The organism is Pseudomonas sp. NPDC087358 (assembly GCF_044900785.1).
Classification (GTDB): domain Bacteria; phylum Pseudomonadota; class Gammaproteobacteria; order Pseudomonadales; family Pseudomonadaceae; genus Aquipseudomonas.
In genome coordinates this window covers 443,373-462,709 of the sequence record NZ_JBJDOA010000004.1, presented here as the reverse complement: position 1 = coordinate 462,709, position 19,337 = coordinate 443,373, and the positions used below count along the sequence as shown (strand labels likewise).

The 19,337-nt window shown below is 62.5% G+C and carries 12 protein-coding genes; 6 read left to right on the top strand and 6 right to left on the bottom strand.

Features of this window, described 5'->3' with window-relative positions:
- Positions 1-194: 194 nt before the first annotated feature.
- The gene (locus ACI2KS_RS12175) at positions 195-3,830 is read right to left on the bottom strand and encodes a hypothetical protein (RefSeq protein ID WP_404620412.1); all 3,636 of its coding nucleotides are present in this window, start codon (positions 3,828-3,830) and stop codon (positions 195-197) included.
- 379 nt (positions 3,831-4,209) lie between these two features.
- Between ACI2KS_RS12175 and ACI2KS_RS12170 the strand changes: the two genes are divergently transcribed.
- From ACI2KS_RS12170 to ACI2KS_RS12160, 3 genes are all read left to right on the top strand, one after another.
- Positions 4,210-4,638, top strand: a complete 429-nt coding sequence (locus ACI2KS_RS12170) for a DUF2231 domain-containing protein (protein ID WP_404620410.1) — start codon at positions 4,210-4,212, stop codon at positions 4,636-4,638.
- A complete protein-coding gene (locus ACI2KS_RS12165; RefSeq protein ID WP_404620409.1) occupies positions 4,635-5,930 on the top strand; it encodes a PQQ-dependent sugar dehydrogenase in 1,296 nt (431 codons plus the stop codon). Before ACI2KS_RS12170 ends, ACI2KS_RS12165 begins: the two co-directional genes overlap by 4 nt.
- Before the next feature lie 249 nt (positions 5,931-6,179).
- On the top strand, positions 6,180-7,919 hold the full coding sequence (locus ACI2KS_RS12160; RefSeq protein ID WP_404620407.1) for a dipeptidase: 1,740 nt from the start codon (positions 6,180-6,182) through the stop codon (positions 7,917-7,919).
- A 69-nt stretch (positions 7,920-7,988) separates the two neighbouring features.
- Here the strand turns inward: ACI2KS_RS12160 and ACI2KS_RS12155 are convergent, their stop codons facing one another.
- From ACI2KS_RS12155 to ACI2KS_RS12145, 3 genes are all read right to left on the bottom strand, one after another.
- Positions 7,989-8,684, bottom strand: coding sequence for a tRNA (adenine(22)-N(1))-methyltransferase (locus ACI2KS_RS12155; RefSeq protein ID WP_404620405.1), 696 nt, complete (start codon positions 8,682-8,684; stop codon positions 7,989-7,991).
- 103 nt (positions 8,685-8,787) lie between these two features.
- A complete protein-coding gene (locus ACI2KS_RS12150; protein WP_404620403.1) occupies positions 8,788-9,024 on the bottom strand; it encodes a hypothetical protein in 237 nt (78 codons plus the stop codon).
- Between the two features lie 139 nt (positions 9,025-9,163).
- Positions 9,164-11,077, bottom strand: a complete 1,914-nt coding sequence (locus tag ACI2KS_RS12145) for a sigma-54-dependent Fis family transcriptional regulator (protein WP_404620401.1) — start codon at positions 11,075-11,077, stop codon at positions 9,164-9,166.
- Between the two features lie 243 nt (positions 11,078-11,320).
- Between ACI2KS_RS12145 and ACI2KS_RS12140 the strand changes: the two genes are divergently transcribed.
- Entirely contained in the window at positions 11,321-13,144 is a 1,824-nt protein-coding gene (locus tag ACI2KS_RS12140) for an NAD(P)/FAD-dependent oxidoreductase (protein ID WP_404620399.1), read from the top strand.
- A gap of 75 nt (positions 13,145-13,219) precedes the next feature.
- Here the strand turns inward: ACI2KS_RS12140 and ACI2KS_RS12135 are convergent, their stop codons facing one another.
- The gene (locus ACI2KS_RS12135; RefSeq protein WP_404620397.1) at positions 13,220-14,062 is read right to left on the bottom strand and encodes a hypothetical protein; all 843 of its coding nucleotides are present in this window, start codon (positions 14,060-14,062) and stop codon (positions 13,220-13,222) included.
- Positions 14,063-14,741: 679 nt separating this feature from the next.
- Here ACI2KS_RS12135 and ACI2KS_RS12130 point away from each other — a divergent pair.
- Both ACI2KS_RS12130 and ACI2KS_RS12125 read left to right on the top strand, forming a co-directional pair.
- On the top strand, positions 14,742-15,428 hold the full coding sequence (locus ACI2KS_RS12130) for a 3-oxoacid CoA-transferase subunit A (RefSeq protein WP_404620395.1): 687 nt from the start codon (positions 14,742-14,744) through the stop codon (positions 15,426-15,428).
- 2 nt (positions 15,429-15,430) lie between these two features.
- Positions 15,431-16,084 carry a 3-oxoacid CoA-transferase subunit B gene (locus tag ACI2KS_RS12125; protein ID WP_404620393.1) on the top strand — a complete coding sequence of 218 codons (654 nt, stop codon included), beginning with the start codon at positions 15,431-15,433 and terminating at the stop codon, positions 16,082-16,084.
- A 779-nt stretch (positions 16,085-16,863) separates the two neighbouring features.
- Here the strand turns inward: ACI2KS_RS12125 and ACI2KS_RS12120 are convergent.
- Positions 16,864-19,263, bottom strand: a complete 2,400-nt coding sequence (locus tag ACI2KS_RS12120; RefSeq protein WP_404620391.1) for a DUF3772 domain-containing protein — start codon at positions 19,261-19,263, stop codon at positions 16,864-16,866.
- Positions 19,264-19,337: the final 74 nt, after the last annotated feature.

The following is a 19,337-nucleotide window of genomic DNA, read 5'->3' as shown; positions in this document are numbered from 1 at the left end:
GCAGGTTTCACACGCCGTACTTCCGGTTCGCGGCGCCCCTGGGCAAAAGCCTGAGCAAATATAGCTGACCGGTTACAACCGACCACGAGTTAAAGGCAATGAGGCGGTCGGTGGTTATTCCAGATCCATCTATTGCTACCCACGCGTGTGTCCCGTTGCGCTGCGCTACTTCGATCCCAGGCGCACGGCACGCGCTAGAAACTCAGGAAGTTCAGGGCGTCGATGATCACCGTCCCGCCCAGCCCGGTGAGCGACAACAGCACCGCCCTGAGTAACGGTTCTTCCGAATAGGGTGAGAATGCCCCGGTTCTCAATGCCTTCATCCGCTCGCGCAGGGTGATCAGCGTCTCGCGTACGGCGATTGTTTTCGCCTGCTCCAGGTCCGCTTCTGCCGAGGCGATGCCCTGTTGGATGCGGGCCAGGCGGATGGCTTCGCTTTGTCTGGTTTCGACGCCCTGCAGCAGGTATCGGTCGATGCGTTCCATCGCCGTCCTGCGCGCACTTTCGGCGCAGCGTCTCAGGGTCAAGGCAGAGCCGAGCAACAGCAGCGCATTGACTAACAGAATGATCATGCTGCTGATCGGCGCCGGCCAGTTGTCGAACAGCGTGCTGCGCGAGGCCATGAGTACCAGCATTACCAGCGTCGGTGCGTAAATGAGCCGGTTGACCGCGCTGGTACGTTGGGCGATGAGGGTCAGGTCCAGATAATCGTCCAGGCAGTAATGGGTGGTTGGGATCGGCAAATCCTCCCAGCGGCGGCGCACCGCTCTGGGCCAGATCAGGTAGTCGCGGCTCAGCTGGCGGATGAAGCGACTCAACAACATATTCGCGTCGATCACCCAGAACACCAGGATCTGGAAAAACACCGTAGGCAGCACCCAGCTCCACAGCCATATCCCCTCGGACGCCCCGCGCACGGGGATGTCCTCGACCGGCAGGATCACGTAAAAGACGCTGGTCACGACCAGGAAAATCCAGCTGCACAACAGTACCCTCACCAGCCGCGCGGCAAAGCTGCCGGCGACCCGGTGTTCGGCCCAGAACCTGACCAGTGATTGAGGTTGGCGACCATCTGGCGAATCGGCGAAACCTTGCACACGCTTGCCCCGGCCGCCTGACCGGGATGCGTCCTGGCGTTCAGCCAACGGCAAAAGCATCCGATAAAACATGCGCCCTACCCACTTCCAGCGATGCTGGCGGGTGTGTCTGTCATTGCTGTGCCATGTCTTCCATTGCTGGCAAAAGCCCAGCGACAGCGTGCGCGAATAACCGTCCAGGCCGTAGGCGCGTTCGATTTCCTGGCGATTACGGTTGAGCTTGCGCCAGGCCCAGGCCAGGGCAGCGAGGGAGATGATGGCTGCCAGCAGCCGCAGCGCGACGGTCGGCCAGGAGCTGATGCCTTCAAACAGGAACATCGGCTCGCCCAGGCCTTTGTCAGTCAGTTCGACACGGCTCTGGTACCCCATGAGCAAGAGAAGGATGAACACGATTGCCGGGATCGTGACGTACCAGCCAACGCCCTTGCCGTCACTGTTGTCGTCATAGCCGGCCCCACCAGCGCCCGGCAGGCTGGCCTGCAATCTGCGCTGCCTGCGGTTGAGGTCGGCGCTGAGCATGCCCAGGATCACCAGTGCGCCGGCCAGCCACAGCAGTTCCACGCGCCAGTACAGGGTGGCCGCCCAGCCACTCAGTGCCGCCGCGCCGTATAGCATCAACGGCAAGCGTCGGACCCAGTCGTGACGTTTTTCGTCAGGGTGCAGTCCGGTATGCAGCCAGCCCAACAGGATGCCGATCAGCACCAGCACAATGCACAGCGGCCCGGCCCAGAAGAACGATTGAGCCTGCCCCAGCCACTCCGGCATCTTGGAGGACGCTTCCAGATAAGCGGGAGGCGGCGGATCCTGCAGACAGCGCAGGGACATGATGTCCCGCGCAGGTGTCTGCTCACCGGTTTTGGAAACGCTGGCGACGGAACAGTCCTTCGATTGCCGGTCGGTCAACTGGCTGGCCAGCGCGATGAACCCGCTTTTGCCGATCTCATAGATCGAGGGCGAGAGCAGCGAAGATTTGGAATAGTCGAACATCAGGCGCTTGGCGGCCAACGGCTGGGGTGACAGCGCGGCCATGACCGCGATATACACCGAGCTTTGCAGGCTCTCGCGAAACGGCGGGACGTCCTGTTGCAAGGCGCGGGTCAGGGTCAATCCATACGGTGCGGCGAGCACCAGGTTGCGGGTGATCTGCGCCTGGCCCTGTTGCAGCATGCGAGCGTCAAGGTCAGTGGAGAAATAGACTTTGGTCGGCATGCGGCTTTTCATCGCCTGCAGGGCAAGCAGTTTGTCATAGGTGTCCTGACCGAAGATGCCGATGGCACCGATGCCATCCTCACCGGCGTTGCGCTGCGCCTCATCGAGGCTGGCGATATGGTCCGCCAGCCGCCGCAGGTAGTCGAGCTGACCGTTGCCATCGGCCGTTTCCGCCGGTGCTTTTTGTGGCGCCTGCTTGTCATCGGCCGCTGGCACCTTGGGCGGCGTCGCGCCTTTGTCGGGTAGCCGTCCGTCCAGCCCGCGCAAGTAGCCGAAACTCATCACCCACTTTCCGACTTCCCGCCGCTCAGGGGCGCTCATGCCCGGCCTGTCGCCTGGCTGGCCGGAGTCTTCAGAGTAAGGTCTGGCACGCGTGGCCAGCTGCCCCATGAAGCTCTCGATCAGCGCCCGGCTGTAGAAACTGTCCCACTCCGCCAGGATGGCCACCCGATTGGATCTCTTCCAGCGGCTGGTCGGACACCCGGTTTCCGGCCGCGAGCCGGGGTCTCTGGCGCAGCGCATGCCCAGCGCAGGATCGACATGGCGCAGTGCCAATTCGTCCAGCAGCAGCTTGGCCATCCTGCCGTCGTCGCTGACGGTGCGCAGCAACTGCATGGATTGCGGGTGGTCGATTTTTTCGAGGTCGGTCGACGGATCGCTGCCGCGCATCAACATGGCCCACTCTGCGGTGGCCAGCGGCGAATAGATTTCGACCTGCTGCGGTACGACGCCGTCCTCGCTTCGGCGAATGGCTGCTTCCTCCAGGTACATCGCCCGCAACACCGTCGAGCTCGAAGGGCCGATCACTTTCAGCACCCGCTGCTGCGGGTCTTTTGCGAAGGGCCAGTTGCGGTAGCAGAGTTGGCCCCCCAGATAGGTCGTCAGTTTTTGACGCAGCTCATCCAGCCCCGCCAGCGGCCTGTCGCCCAGCGCCTCCTCCTTGAGCCAGAACAGATAGGTGCGTGCTTGTCTGTCAGGCACCTCATCCAGCGTGGCAGGCGGATCAAACGGGTCGGCGCTGAAGCTTTCGAACGGCAACCCGGTTTGGGTGTTGCCGATGGTGGTGCTGTAGCAGCCGATATGTTGTTCATCATCGGGCACCATGCGACTGCTCTTGAACCCGGCGAGCATTGCGTAGCGAATCCGCCGGCGCAGCTCGACATCGTCCGCGTAGGCAGAACCTCGCACCAGGGCAATCATGATTTCAGGAGGCGGGCCGCTGGTATCGACAGCCGTGGGCGCCTGCGCAACGCCTGCAACGCTGGTGACCTGCGGGCATGGCCCTGCCATCTGCTGCGGGCTGCTGCTCTTATACAGCTCCCGGTATCGCTCGAGGGCATCGAACGGGTCCTGCCACAGCCGCGCGTCAACCTGGGTCTGGACCACGGCGGGCAATGAGGCAGGTCGAGCGTTGATGAACGGCTCACGCTGCAAGGCCCAGGTCGAAAACAACAAACTCAATAACACGGCGCCGCTGGGTATCCAGAATCCAGGGCCACTGCCAGCTTCCTTATTGCTGTCCATCGGTAACTCCCGGCACACCGCGCCTTTGAGGCGTAGTGCAGCGGCCCATCCAGGGGCTGAATAACTTCCAGCTTGCACAGCATCGATGTGGCGTTGCGCATCGGCGGCATATAGGTGATCGAACGTCGGGCGTGGATCTCGGCAACCGCCCAATATGCCAGCACAAGAGACCGGGGGGCAAAGAACGAAGCGCAGTTGCGAAAGTGAGTCTAGGCGATGTTTTACAAACCGCCGATATAACGCCTTAGTGTCCGCGATGAAATCCCATTGAACTAACACTTGGCCAGCACGCTCTTTTTTATCGCGCAGTCAGCGTAATGCCAGCCCGGCACATTCGCGCAGGGAACAGCCCTGGGTCGATGAACGATAAGGAACCCACGTGACCGACACTACCTATTCTCCCTACCGAAGCCTTCCCGGCCCGCTTCACACAATTGTGCTGGCGGGAGCCGTGCCGTTGTTCCTCGGCGGGTTATTGAGCGACATCGCTTACTACCAGACCTACTTGATTCAATGGAGCAACTTCGCCTCCTGGCTGATTGCCGGCGGCATGCTGTTGTGTGGGCTGGCGCTGCTGTTTGCCCTGGTCAATCTGATCCGGGCCAGTCACAAGTCAGGCCGTGCGCTGGTGTACTTCCTGCTTTTGCTGGCGACTTGGGTTTTGGGGCTGGTCAATTCCTTCGAGCACGCCAAGGACGCCTGGGCCGTGATGCCGGCGGGCTTGATCCTGTCGGTGGTGGTGACCTTGCTCAGCTGCGCAGCGGCATGGACCGGACTGACCAACCTACGCTCGGGGGCCGCGCAATGAGACATTCCTACGCACTGACGGCATTGACCATGGCCCTGCTTTTGAGCGCCTGCGGTGGCGAGAAAGACAGCGCTCAAACCCACGGTTCCGATCCGAAGATGCCAGAGGCCGAACGCGGCCTGCTGCCGAGCATGAAGATCGCCGAGCCGACCGCCTGGGGCGAACAGAAACCGACGGTGCCCCAGGGCTATAGCGTCACGGCGATTGCCGCTGACCTGCAGGTCCCGCGCCAGACCCTGGTCTTGCCCAATGGCGACATCCTGGTGGCCGAAGGCAAAGGCGGGACCGAGGCGCCGAAGCTCAAGCCCAAGGACGTGATCGCCAGCTACATCAAGGCTCAGGGCAATACCAAGGTCAAGGGAGGCAATCGCCTGACCTTGTTGCGTGACGCCGATGGCGACGGCAAGTACGAGCTCAGGACCGTGTTCGCCGAGAACCTCAATGCGCCGTATGGGTTGGCGTTTGCCAATGGCAAGATCTACGTCGCCAACCAGGACGCACTGGTCAGCTTCGATTATGCAGAGGGCCAGACCAAGGCCAGCGGCGCGCCGACCTTGATCACCGAACTGCCGTCCAAAATCAACCACCACTGGACCAAGTCCCTGGCGGTCAGTGCCGATGGCAGCACGCTGTATGTCGGCATCGGCTCCAACAGCAATGTTACCGAGCGCGGCATGGAGGTCGAGCTGGAGCGGGCGAGAATCTGGCAGGTCGACGTCCGCAGCGGCGCCCACAAACCCTATGCGACGGGCGTGCGCAACCCGACGGCGCTGAGGATCCAGCCTGGCACCGGGCAGTTGTGGGCCGTGGCCAACGAGCGCGATGAGCTTGGGCCGGACCTGGTACCCGATTACCTGACCTCGGTGCGTGAAGGCGGATTCTACGGCTGGCCTTACAGCTATTGGGGCCAGAACGTCGACACCCGCGCCCAACCCCAGGATCCGCAGAAAGTCGCGTCCGCGATCAAACCGGACTACAGCCTGGGCTCGCACGTGGCCGCGCTGGGCCTGGACTTTTCCAGTGCTGCCATGGGCGAGAAGTTCGCGGACGGGGTGTTCGTCGGCGAGCATGGCAGCTGGAACCGTGACAACCCGGTGGGCTACAAGGTGGTTTTCGTACCCTTCAGCGGCGGCCACGCGGCTGGCGAGCCTGTTGACTTTGCCACGGGTTTCCGTGGGGCCGACGGCAAAACCCGTGGTCGACCCGTGGGGGTCACGGTCGATCCGCGCGGCGCGCTGATCATCGCCGACGATCTCTCGAACACTGTGTGGCGGGTGACCCGCAACCGCTAGGCAGACAGGGCGAACGGGGCGCGTCTGCCCCGTTTCCACCGGTTGTGGCCAGCACACTGATGGCACCACGGTTGGCCCCAGGCCCGCGCTTGCGGGCTTTTTCATATCTGCGTCGCTTTTGCATTTCAGCGCGACAGATGACCCATCAGGGACTCGCCGATCCCCCTTTGCGATGTTAGTTTGCTGGTCTTTCTGATCAAACGATCAGATCCTTCCCACAAAAATACCTGCAAAGGAATGCCTTTCACCATGAATTTGCCGTTCAAGCACCTGGCCGCCGCCACACTGGTGCTCGCCAGTTTTTCCTCGTTCAGCAGCTGCGCTTGGGCCAACATCAGCGCACAACAGAGCGAGGTCATCCTCAAGACCTTCAACGACGCATCGGTGACCGATTTCAGGCAGTTTCTCGCACGCCTGAGCAAGAGTGACGTGGCCAGCACCGACAAGCTCGGCCCTACGATCAGCGCCTTCCTCGACAACAAGCAGCTCGAAGCCGAACAGCAGAATGAGATTCATCGTCTGCTGGGTCTCTACGCGCGGGTCAAATACGGCGCCGCCGCGACTCAGACCTTGCGGGAGCTGGTCGCGATCCCGACGGTGCGCGTGGATGGCGTTCCCCAGCACGAGAACCCGCAATTCATCAAGATTGCCGACAAGATCCAGCGTTTGGCCCAGGCGTTCAACCTGGATTTTCGCAATGTCGACAACCGCATCTACGAGGTCTCGCTGTCAGGCTCGGGCAAGGAACTGGTCGGCATTCATGCCCACGCTGACGTGGTGCCAGTGACCCCGGCGAACTGGGTACTGGAAGACGGCACCCAGCTCGATCCGTTCAAGGTCACGCAGATTGGCGATCGCCTGTATGGCCGCGGCACCGAAGATGACAAGAACGGCATCGTCGTCGCCCTGTACGCGATGAAGATCATCAAGGAGGAGAAGCTGCCCCTGGCCCGAAACTTCAAGCTGCTGATCGACACCACCGAGGAAACCGCAGGCGACGCGATCCCCTACTACTTCGAGCGCAACCCCACGCCTGAGTACAACCTGGCGCTCGATGGCAGCTACCCGGTGGTGATTGCCGAGAAGGGCTACGGCACGGTCATGGCGACGTTCCCGAACCGCACCGCCGAGGGCCAGGGCGCGGCGATCACGTCGATGACCGGCGGCCTGGCGACCAACCAGATCCCGTCCCGTTCCGTCGCTACGCTGGTGAGCGATCAGCCCGCCGAGCTTGCTGCCAGCCTGCAACAGGCCGGCGCCGAATATGCCCAACGCAATGGCGGTGACTTCAAGGTCAGCGCCGAGGTCGTCGGCAAGGACGTCAACCTGACGGTGACGGGCGTGTCGGCGCACTCCTCCGAACCGCAATCGGGCGTCAACCCGGTGGCCAGGATGCTCGACTTGATCAACAGTCTGGACGGCAAGGTCGCGCTCAAGCACAACCAGATCACCGACGCCGCCCGTTACGCCGCCGACAACTGGGGTCTGGATTATCTGGGCAGCAAGCTGGGCGTGGGCTTCGCCGATCCGTTCATGGGGCCGCTGACCGCCTCGCTGACCTATGTGGCCGTGGATGAGAAAGCCTTCAAGCTCGCAGTCAATTTGCGCGTGCCCAAGGGCAAGTCACCACAGACCCTGAAAACCGAGATCGCTACCCGGCTCGATGCCTGGAGTAAGCGCAGCCACATCGCGCCCGCTTTCGATTACTCGATTGCCGAGCCCATGTACCGCAACCCGGAAGGCGAATGGGTCAAGGCCTTGCTGGCCGTGGCCAGCGAAAACCTGGGGATGAAGCATGAATTCGGCACCTCGGCCGGCGCCACTTCGGTCCATGAACTGCCCAATGGCGTGCAGTTCGGGCTTGCTCGACCCGACGTCAAGTACACCGGCCACACCGACGCCGAGTTCAAGACCACCGAGCAGTTTCTGCTGGACCTGCAGATCGTCACCGAGATGATGGGCCGCATCGGACAACTGCCAACCCTCTGATCGGCTTGCCGGCCCGACAGCAAGACGGGCCAGATTGCCTCGAGCGGCGCCACTGCGGCGCCGCCTCACTTACCCCAGCAGTTCGCTGATCCAGCGCGCCTGCTGGGCTATCTCCTGGACCTTGTGCTCGGGCACTGTCTGCTGCGCCCGTGCCAGTTCGGTCAACATTCGCTGCTTCTGGCGCAGCATGCGCTGCCACTTGGCGAGAAATACCGGGCTGCGGGTCTGCATCTGCAACGGGCCGAAGTACAGCTGCTCGGCGCTGTACGTCACCGCGGCGCCGCGCTCGGCGACGATGATTTCGTAGTAGAAGCGGTTTTCCTGGAGCAGTTCCTCGCAGAGGATGCGATAGCCGTTTTCCATCAACCACTGACGCAGCGGCTGCTCGCCGCCATTGGGCTGCAGGATCAAGCGCTCCTGGCCGCTCAGCCGGGTCTTGCCGCTCTGCAGAATGTCACGAATGGTCTCCCCGCCCATCCCGCAGATGCTGATCGCGGTGATTGCGTCCTGTGGCTCGATCGCCGCAAGGCCGCTTGCCAGGCGCACGCTGATGTGCAACTGCAGGCCATTCTCGCGCACCGTGCGTTGGGCCGAGTGGAACGGCGTCAGTGCGACCTCACCGGCCACCGCAGCGGCAATGGCGCCACGACGCATCAACGCCACCGGCAGGTAACCGTGGTCCGAGCCGATATCGGCCAGCCGCGCACCGATTGGCACCTGTGCCGCCACGCGCTCCAGGCGCATGGACAATGTGTGTTGGTTCAACTGCTACCCCTTTTCAGCGCCAACGTCCGGCGCCTTTGGCCGGATCGGGGGGCGATTCTGTCGGGCAACGCCGGTCATTACAAATTTATGCGTGCGCGCGGCGTCAATCGGCTTGATTGAGCACCGTAATCTGCGTCAGCCCATCGCGCTCGGCCTGCTGCACAATGTCCTCCGGCGTCGCGTCCGCGTTGGGCATGATCAGGCTGTTTTCGCCATCGCCGAAATGCAGCTCAAGCAAATGCATGGCGGCCTCATGGACGGGCAGTTCCGGTTGCTTGAGCTCGATTGAGTGGGTGCGGGGTTGGTCGTTGAATCGGTAGTGAAGGGTGTAGACGCGCATGGGCAATCCTCGAGGTGGGCAAAGTGCAGCTGAATATCCTGACCTTCCAGTCAGCTTATTGGTTCAACTGCTTTGCATCAGATCCAGACGACCGTCCATGCAAGCCCCCTGCCCCTCCTGCGCCGCCTTGCCGCTGTGCTCAGCTGCGCCGGGCAATGCCGTGATGGCGCAGCTTGCGGTACAGCGTGTTGCGACTGATGCCCAGCCGCGCAGCCACCTGGCCGATATGCCAGTGTTCGGCTTCGATCAGGGTCAACAGCGTCTGGCGTTCGGACCTGCCCAACGGATCTTCGCTCTGGCCGATCGTGGCCGCCTGCGCCGGCAGCAGTTCGATGACGTCCTCCAGGCTGACCCGCCCTTCCCACGCCAACGCCACCAGGGTACGCAGACAGGTACGCAGTTGTCGGACGTTGCCCGGCCAAGGCTGCGCCAGCAAATGTTCGCGCACGCCGGGGTCCAGCTCGACCACCGCTGCGGCCGCCTCTTCGCGCAGCAAAAGGTCAAGCAGGCTGGCTTTGTCGGAGCGCTCACGCAAAGGCGGCAGCTGCACGGTAAGGCCGCCCAGGCGGTAGAACAGATCCTCGCGAAAACGCCCCTGGGCCACGCACGCTTGCAGTTGCTGATGGCTGGCGCTGATCAGCCGCACGTCCAGCGCGCGGGCCTGGGCACCGCCCAGCGGCACCACTTCACGCTCCTCCAGCACGCGTAGCAGGCGGGTCTGCAAGGCCAGCGGCATGTCGCCGATCTCGTCGAGAAACAGGATGCCGCCATGGGCCTGCTCCAGTTTGCCGATCATGCCTTCCTTGCGCGCCCCGGTGAAGCTGCCGCCGCGATAGCCGAACAGCTCGCTTTCGATCAGCGTCTCGGGAATGCCTGCGCAGTTGATGGCCACGAATGGCTGGTTCGCCCGCGAACTGGCGCGGTGCAATGCCGCAGCGAAAGCTTCCTTGCCGGTGCCGGTCTCGCCCTGCAGAAACACCGGCACATCGTGCTCCAGAACGCGCAAGGCCCGCGCAAAGCCGCGTTGCAGGCGCGGGTCGTCCAGGCACACACGCAGGTCGACGATTTTCGGGGCTGGCGATGTGACCGCCGGAGCATGCCGCAGCGGCCCGCGCAGCTGCCCGTAGAACAGGCGTCCGCTCGCCGAGCGCAGGGGCCAGCAGACGCCCGGTTGTGGGCGGGCCTGGGCCAGTATCTGGTCAAGAGGTGTTTCCAGCACCGCCGTCAGCGATTGTCCGATCAGCTGTTCACGGCTCACACCCAGCAGATCCAGTGCCGCGTGGTTGACTGAACAGATGCGCGCACTGTCATCGAAACTCAGCAGACCCTCACCTAGCAGCCCGACGAACCGGGCTTCGGGATGAAAACGCAGCAAGTAGCGCTGCGGGTCATGCCCGAGGAAAAAACAGTTCTCGATCAGCTTGGCCGACAGGTTGGTCAATGCCATCGCTTGAAAGCGCTGTTGCAGGCTGTGCTCTTCCCGCGCCGACGACAGGTTGAGGACGGCCAGCAGTTCACCGCTCGGATCGAAGATCGGGCTGGCCGAGCAGGTCAGGCCAACGTGCTTGCCGCGGAAATGTTCGTCACGGCGGATCGTCACGTTCTGCCGCTCGACCAGGCAGGTGCCGACGCCATTGGTGCCCTCGAAATCCTCGCTCCACACCGCGCCCAGCCACAGCCCGGAACGCTGGAAGCCGACCCGCTCGGCCTCATTGAACACACTGTCGATCACCACCCCGCGCGCATCGGTCAGCAGCACCACGTGACCGTCGCCGCCCAGTTGCTGGTGCAGGCTGTTCATCTGCCAGCGCGCCACCGCAATGATGTGCTCCAGCGGCGCGCGATGATCCTGCAGACGCGGGTGCTCGACCACGTTCGGCGCGCGGCGGCTGGCAGGGTCGAGTTGGTGTTGATCCAGGCAACGGCGCCATGAGCGGGTAATCGCCGGATCAGCCGCAGGGTTGGGGTTGCAGGCAGAGCCCTGGCTGGCAACAGGGCCCTGCACCGCTTGCAGTACCTGTTGCGCGTGGGCACTGATCAAGGCTGTGGTCATCGTTCTTGTTCTCCGCTGCGATCTGGACACGGCTTGGTCCGCAGCTTAGATCAAAACGTGGCGCGCGTGGCCTGCGGCGCCGGGTGACACTTTGTCATGCCGATTATCGCAATCGTGACAAAGCCCCGAGCCCGCACCTGGCTGATTGGCCTGCGACGGCTCTGCGCCGCCGCTTTGCCGGAGTTGGCCCGGCGCTTGCTCAAGACAGGAGGAGACAAAAACAACAAGATCGGGAGACACCCCATGAATATCGCTGTCGAAACACCCCTGCAAACACCGACCGCGCAGTTGGCGGCCTGGATCGAACGCCTCGACGCACTCCTCACCCAACGTGACCTTGATGGCACGCTGCAGTTGTTTGCCGACGACTGCTATTGGCGAGACCTGCTGCTGTTCAGCTGGAACCTGGTGACCCTGGAAGGCAAACCCGCGATCGCCGAGATGCTGCAGACGCGTCTGCAGCAGACCCAACCGGAAAAGTGGCAAGTGGAAGGTGAAGCGACCCTGGAAAACGGTGTGCTCGAAGGCTGGATCAGCCTGGAAACCGCCACCGCGCGGGGCAAGGGTTATGTGCGTCTCAAAGACGGCCTGTGCTGGACGCTGCTCACGACCATGCGCGAACTCAAGGGCTTCGAAGAGCCGAGCGGCCGGCGCCGTCCGCTGGGCGCCAATCACGGGCACGGCCACGCCGACAAACGCAACTGGCTGGAACGCCGCCGCGATGAAGAGGCCTCGCTGGGCATCACCACCCAACCCTACTGCCTGATCGTCGGCGGCGGCCAGGGCGGGTTGGGCCTGGCGGCACGCCTCAAACGCCTGGGTGTGCCGACCTTGATCGTCGACAAGGCCGAGCGGCCCGGCGATCAGTGGCGCGGCCGCTACAAGTCGTTGTGCCTGCATGATCCGGTCTGGTACGACCATATGCCTTACCTGCCCTTCCCCGATCACTGGCCGGTCTTCACCCCCAAGGATCAGGTGGGCGACTGGCTGGAGATGTACACCAAGGTCATGGAGCTCAATTACTGGCCGCGCACCGAATGCGTGAGCGCCAGCTTCGACGAGCAGGCCGGCACCTGGACGGTCGAGGTGCAGCGCGACGGCGAACGCCTGGTGCTGCAGCCCACCCAGTTGATCCTCGCCACCGGAATGTCCGGCGTACCCAATGTGCCCAGCTATCCGGGGGCCGAGGCCTTCAGCGGTCAGCAGCACCATTCCAGTCGCCATCCCGGTGGCGACGCCTGGCGTGGCAAGCGCGCCGTGGTGATCGGTGCGAACAATTCGGCCCACGATATCTGCGCCGACCTGATCGAGAACGGCGCCGAAGTGACCATGGTGCAGCGTTCCAGTACCCATATCGTGCGTTCCGACAGCCTGATGGACCTGGTCTTCGGTGGCCTGTACTCCGAGGACGCCGTGGCCAGCGGCCTGACCACGGACAAGGCCGACATGCTGTTCGCCTCGATTCCGTACAAGGTCATGCCCAGCTTTCACCAGCCGGTCTTTGCAGCGATCAAGGAACGAGACAAGGACTTCTACCAGCGCCTGGAAAACGCCGGTTTCATGCTCGACTTCGGTGACGACGAGTCCGGTCTGTTCATGAAATACGTGCGTCGTGGCTCGGGCTATTACATCGACGTCGGCGCTTCGGAGCTGATCGCCAACGGCACCATCAAGCTCAAGAGCGCGCCGGGCCTTGGGGTCGAGCGCATTGAAGCGGACGCTGTGGTGCTCAACGACGGCACCCGCCTGCCGGCTGACCTGATCATCTACGCAACCGGCTATGGCTCGATGAACGGCTGGGCAGCGAAGCTGATTTCCCAGGACGTCGCCGACAAGGTCGGACGCTGCTGGGGCCTGGGTTCTGGCACCACCAATGATCCGGGGCCGTACGAGGGCGAGCTGCGCAACATGTGGAAGCCCACGCAGCAGGACAACCTCTGGTTTCATGGCGGCAACCTGCATCAGTCGCGGCACTACTCGTTGTATCTGGCGCTCCAGCTTAAGGCGCGTTTCGAAGGCCTGCCGACATCGGTGTATGGCCTGGCGGCGAGTCATCACACCGGCTAGCTGGCAAGCCGCCCGGCGCTGGCCGGGCGGCGCTGGTCGGGCAACGCTGGGCAACCCGGCCTGCTTCAACAAAGGCTATGAGCGAACGATCGAAACGCCGCTTTTCTCATCACTGGCCGCCTGTTTGCTTTGCGAGCCGTCAGTGTCGATACCCGCCAGAATCTCCGAAAGGTTGTGGAAGTGCCCCTTGTCCTTTTTCGTGCTCGAGTCGTGCGCATCGGTCCCCGTCTGAGCCAGGGCGTCGCTGAGCGTCTGATGCTGGGTCAGCCATTGCGGGGCGGCTTTTTCTTCCGGGCTCATGTTGTCCAGAAACGCCAGCGCGGCCTTGGCACGACCGACCGGATCGTTGGCGTACGGGTCGGTAAAGTGCGCCTGTTGATCCACCGGGCCACTGAAATAGCCGGTCGCCAGACGCTCTTGCTGGCGCATCAGCCCGTTGGCGGCCGCCTGCTCCTCGGAACTGAACTGGCCACCCTGGTTGGTCGCCACGGCGTACAGCGAGCGCCGGTCCAAAGCCCCCATCAGCGAGTTGCGATCGGTGGCGCTGCCGTCGTACGGCTTGCCGCTGCTCTTCATCAGCGCATAGTTGGCGTCCATGCGCTTGCGCGCGTCGGTACCGACTTGGGCGAAAGTCTGGTCTCTGGAGCTGCTGACCGCGCCGGGCTGCGTGACACCAAGTACCAAGGCATCGGCCGCCATGCCTGCACGTACCGGGAAGTACGCTGAATAATTGGCGATGGAGTGGCTGTAGTCGGTCGAGGTGCTGGAGAGACTTACCGAATCGCTACTGCGGGTCTGGCTGCTGTCATCGCTCTGATCACCGGCGCCCTGGACGTTGCTGCTGTCAGCGGCGGTGTTGCGGGTGGCCGAACTGGCATAAGCCGATAACGCAGCATTGGAGGAGTTATTGACGATCATATCGGCTTCCATGGCGGTGGCCGCCCCAACGCGGGACGTGCCGATGAAACAATTGAATGTGTTGACCCACTGCAGAAAAAGACTTCGGGTCGTTCGAGTTATTGTTGGCGCAAGATTAATCGGCGGCTTTAGGTACAGTTGTTTTCATGAGCTCAAGCCGCTACAGCGCAGCGTTTAGCGCCAGTGTTTGTCGCCACCTTAGCCAAACGAAACTTAATAATAAATATGAACTTCGCATTTGGCCGATTGGCGTCTGCGATTTAACTTGAATTGGTATGAACCCACTCCAGCTGATAATCGATCATAATTAAAAAACAACTTGCCGGCCTGATTCAGCCACTCGCAGGCCCTGCGGTTCGACCAAGGGCCAGACCCACGCCTGGCGTCGCCCGTCTGATAAGGGCTTTTAGGTGGCCGCGTCCTATGACTCGACATCGCGCCAACCGGCGCACGGTGTGCAGCTTGACCACGACGCGCAACGTGCCGGGGCAATGTGTGCGATTATCGAACGATATCCGGTTTCCAGCATTGCCCGCCTACCCGCGAAAGCTATGATGGCGAACGTGAAGCAATCCAACCGTTACAACCAGCAAGATGATGCCGCCGGTTATATGTTCCAGTTAATCAGGCCCGGCGTTGCACGATTCATGATTACTTTATCCTCATGCGGGAGGGACAAGTGCTAGATAAAACCAAAACCTCGTTGATTGACGCGGTCAGCCAGATCCACGATGGCGCCACTATTATGATTGGCGGCTTCGGCCCGGCCGGACAGCCGGCCGAACTCATCGACGCACTGATCGAGCATGGCGCCAAGGACCTGGTCGTGATCAGCAATAACGCGGGCAACGGCGATTACGGCCTGGCACTGCTGTTGAAGTCGGGTCAGGTGCGCAAGATCATCTGTTCCTTCCCTCGGCAGGCGGATTCCTGGGTGTTCGACGGCCTGTATCGCGCGGGCAAGATCGAACTGGAGGTGGTCCCGCAGGGCAACCTGGCCTGCCGAATCCAGGCGGCCGGTTCCGGTCTGGGTGCGGTATTTACCCCCACCGGCTACGGCACTTTGCTGGCCGAAGGCAAGGAGGTCCGCGCGATCGACGGCAAGCATTACGTGCTGGAGTATCCGCTCAAAGCCGACTTCGCCCTGATCAAGGCTTACCAGGGCGACCGCTGGGGCAACCTGGTGTATCGCAAGTCGGCACGTAATTTCGGGCCGATCATGGCGATGGCAGCCACGACCACCATTGCGCAAGTCAGGGATATCGTCGAACTGGGCGCCCTGGACCCGGAACATATCGTCACCCCCGGTATTTTTGTCCAGCACGTGGTGCGCGTCGGCGCCCCTGACCAGGTTGCGGAGGCTTGACCATGACTTACACAAAACGCTCGCGCGACAGCATCGCGCAACGAGTCGCCCAGGACATTCCGGAAGGCGCCTACGTCAATCTTGGCATCGGCCTGCCGACCAAAATCGCCAGTTACCTGCCCGCCGACAAGGAGATCTTCCTGCATTCGGAAAACGGCCTGCTGGCCTTTGGTCCGCCGCCGGCCAAGGGTGAGGAGGACCCGGAGCTGATCAATGCCGGCAAGGAATTCGTCACCATGCTCAAAGGCGGGAGCTTTTTCCATCACGGCGACTCCTTTGCCATGATGCGCGGCGGGCACCTGGACATCTGCGTCCTGGGTGCGTTTCAGGTCGCCGGCAATGGCGATCTGGCCAACTGGCACACCGGCGACGCGAACGCCATTCCTGCCGTTGGCGGGGCGATGGACCTGGCCATCGGGGCGAAGAAAGTCTTCGTTGTCACCGAGCACCTGACCAAGGAAGGCGCGCCGAAAATCGTCGAGAAGCTTAGCTATCCAGTGACCGGTAAAGGCTGCGTCGACCGCATCTACACCGACCTGTGCGTGATCGACGTTACGGCCACCGGCCTGCAAGTGATCGAGATCATACCGGAGCTGAGTTTCGCCGAGCTGCAAACCCTGACTGAAGCCCGATTGAGCGATGCCACCGCGCGCTAAGCGCTGCTCTTTCAGCGCAGGCCGCAGGGATGAAGCGCCTACTGCGCCACCGGTCCAGAATCGAAAACCGGCTGCGCGTAGAGGGATCGTTCCCACGCTCTGCGTGGGAATGCAGCCCGTGACGCTCTGCGTCACCCGCTAGGCGACGCGGAGCGTCTAGCGAGGTGCTACCACGCGGAGCGTGGGAGCGATCAAAAACCGGGCGGCGCCACCGGTCCAGAATCAAAAACCGGCTGCGCGTATTGAGATCGTTTCCACGCTCCGCGTGGGAATGCAGCCCGTGACGCTCTGCGTCACCCGACAGGCGACGCGGAGCATCTAGCGAGGCGCTACCACGCGGAGCGTGGGAGCGATCAAAGGATCAAAAAACAGGCGGCGCCACAGGTGCAGAATCGAAAACCGGCTGCGCGTAGAGCGATCGTTCCCACGCTCTGCGTGGGAATGCAGCCCGTGACGCTCTGCGTCACCCGCTAGGCGACGCGGAGCGTCTAGCGAGGTGCTACCACGCGGAGCGTGGGAGCGATCAAAAACCGGGCGGCGCCACAGGTGCAGAATCGAAAACCGGCTGCGCGTAGAGCGATCATTCCCACGCTCTGCGTGGGAATGCAGCCCGTGACGCTCTGCGTCACCCTATAGGCGATGCGCAGCGTCTAGCGAGGTGCTACCACGCGGAGCGTGGGAGCGATCGAGAGGGTTTTTACATACTCTGGTCTGGATGCGGCCCAGAGACGAGCCGCGTTCCCCGCGTCAGGGCAGATCTGTTCAGCGATGCGGCCCCGTCACTCCTCTGGCTGAGCCTTTTCGAGGCTTTCGTTGACCAGCACCATGCTCTGCGGTGACGACAAGGCAATGCCCAGTTCGCGCAAGCGCCCGAGCACGGTGAACAACAAGTCGCTTCGCGCCCCGCCTACCGAACGCGGGCTGTTGACATAGCCGCTGACGCTGATGATCAGCCCTGAAGTGGTCAGGTCCTTGAACGAGACCGACGGCGCCGGCGTGTCGAGGATGGCCTCATGCTCGGTGAAGGCTTGCAGCAGCAGTTCGCGTATCTGCAGCACATCGGTATCCAGCGGCAGGGTCAGGGAAATGCCAACGACGCCCAGTGCGTTGCCCATGGTGACGTTGCGTACGTTCTGGGTAATGAACTGGGAGTTCGGCACGATCACCGTGGAGCGGTCGGACATCTGGATTTCCGTGGCACGCACGTTGATTCGCCGGATATCGCCTTCCACGCCGGCCAGGCTGACCCAGTCGCCCACTTTGACCGGCCGTTCAGTGAGCAGGATCAAGCCGGAAATGAAGTTCTGCACGATCGCTTGCAGGCCGAAACCAATCCCCACCGACAATGCACTGACCACCCAGGTGAGGTTGGTGAGGCTGACATGCAATGTGGACATCACCACGATACCGAGCAGGACCACCCCGATGTAACCGACCAGGGTCACCAGCGAAGCACGCATGCCGGCGTCCATACTGGTTTCCGGCAGCAGGCGCTCGCCCAGCCATTCCTTGAGTACTCGGATGCCGAGCATGCCGACCGCCAGAACGCCCAGGGCCAGAAGGATGTCGCCCGGGACGATGTTCAGCCCGCCCAGCGGCTTGTTGCCGAAATCCAGTTGGGTAAAACCTTCGAGCAACTCGCCGGGACTGGAGCCCGACGGCATGAACGCAAGCAACACCGCCGTGAACAACAGCAAGGTACGACCGACGCCCGCCAGCAGCGTGCTGGCCTGGGCCTGGTGACTGGCGGACAGACCCAGGGCTGCGCCGAGCGCCATGCCGCCAGGTTGTTTGGGCGATAGCAGGGTTTCGCAGATATCACCGAAACAGGCGATCAACAGATAGGCCGTGGCGGCCACTACGCTCATCCACAGCAGCTTGACGGTCAGGAAGTACGCCAATGTCAGGTAGCCGCTCAACAGCGCCAGCAAGCTCAGGCCCACCCACACGGCCACTACGAACGGGATCAGGCCGGCGAAACTGGGCAGCCGCTCGAGATCGAACTTGCGACGGGTTCGGCGGTAGCGCAGCAAGGCGAAGAAGAACACCAGGGAAACGGCCAGTGCTGTCAGGCCGTTGACCGCTACCGTGAGCGCCAGGCTGCTGGCGATCACGTTGTTGATCCGTTCCTGGGTGCCGATGATCACCAGCGCCAGTGCCAGTAATACCGGGAAATAGCCTACGGCGCTGGCGATCTGGTCCGGGATCTGCGGTAAGCGCCAGGAGGGATGAGACAGCATCAACAGCCCGCGGCCCAGGCCGACGATGAAGGCGCAGAAGATGATCAGCGTCTGCATTTGATTCAGCAGGTTGAGCACGTCGGCACTCAACACCGCGTTGCTATCGATGCCCCAGCGCAGCAAGGAAGTGGCGGCGCCGATGGTCAGCACTGTCGTAAGGCCTACGGTCAGCGCCAGCGCGCTTCGCCGCAGGCGACCCTCGGGCAGCCAGCGGACCATCAGCCAGATCAACAGTTGTTCCATCAACCGTCGACCCACCACCCAGATCAACAAGGCAGCGACCAGCACGAAACTGAAGAACAGGCGCTTGCCCGGTGCCAGCGCTGTGCTGACGGCGCTCTGGAGATCGTCGTAAAGGCCGCGCAGACGTCCCAGGTCGTCGTCGGTGGGGCGGATCATCGTGGACCAGAACGTCGAGCTCAGGGGGCTGGCCGAGCGGGTGCTGATCTGTGAGTCGAACAGGCTGCGGCGCAGGCTGAAAATCTGTGTCGCCAGGTCGCGGGCGGACTGACTCAGTGCATTGGTCTGGCGCTCGTCACTGACCAGCGCGTTCTTCTGTGTGCTCACCGCCTTGCGTTGGCTGGCGATGCTCTGCGGCTCATCAGGCTGCACCGGACCAAGGATGTTGAGCTGGTCGTTGAGGTGCTCGATGGTTGCGGCTTGCTCGGCAACCAGCGCGTCAGCCTGCTTCTGCACCTGCAGCGCCGCCTGGCGCAGAGTCGAGAGCAGGTCGTCATTGGCGCTGACGGTGACCTTCTGCCGGATCAGGTCCAGTTGATTGTTGAGCTCCTCCAGCGTCGCGCCGTCGGCTGGCGTCGACAGAGCGCTGGAGTCAGCGGTCTGAGAAGGCGAAGATTGGGCAAGCGTTGGCAAGGTGATGCACAGCAGCAACAGGGCCAGCAGTCCAGAAAAAAAGCGGTTCAGCATGACGTGCTGCATTCTCGTTACCTGTCTGGGAGGCGTTGGCATGGCGGACATCGCCTGCTTCAGGTGGCTCACACCCTCGGTGATTG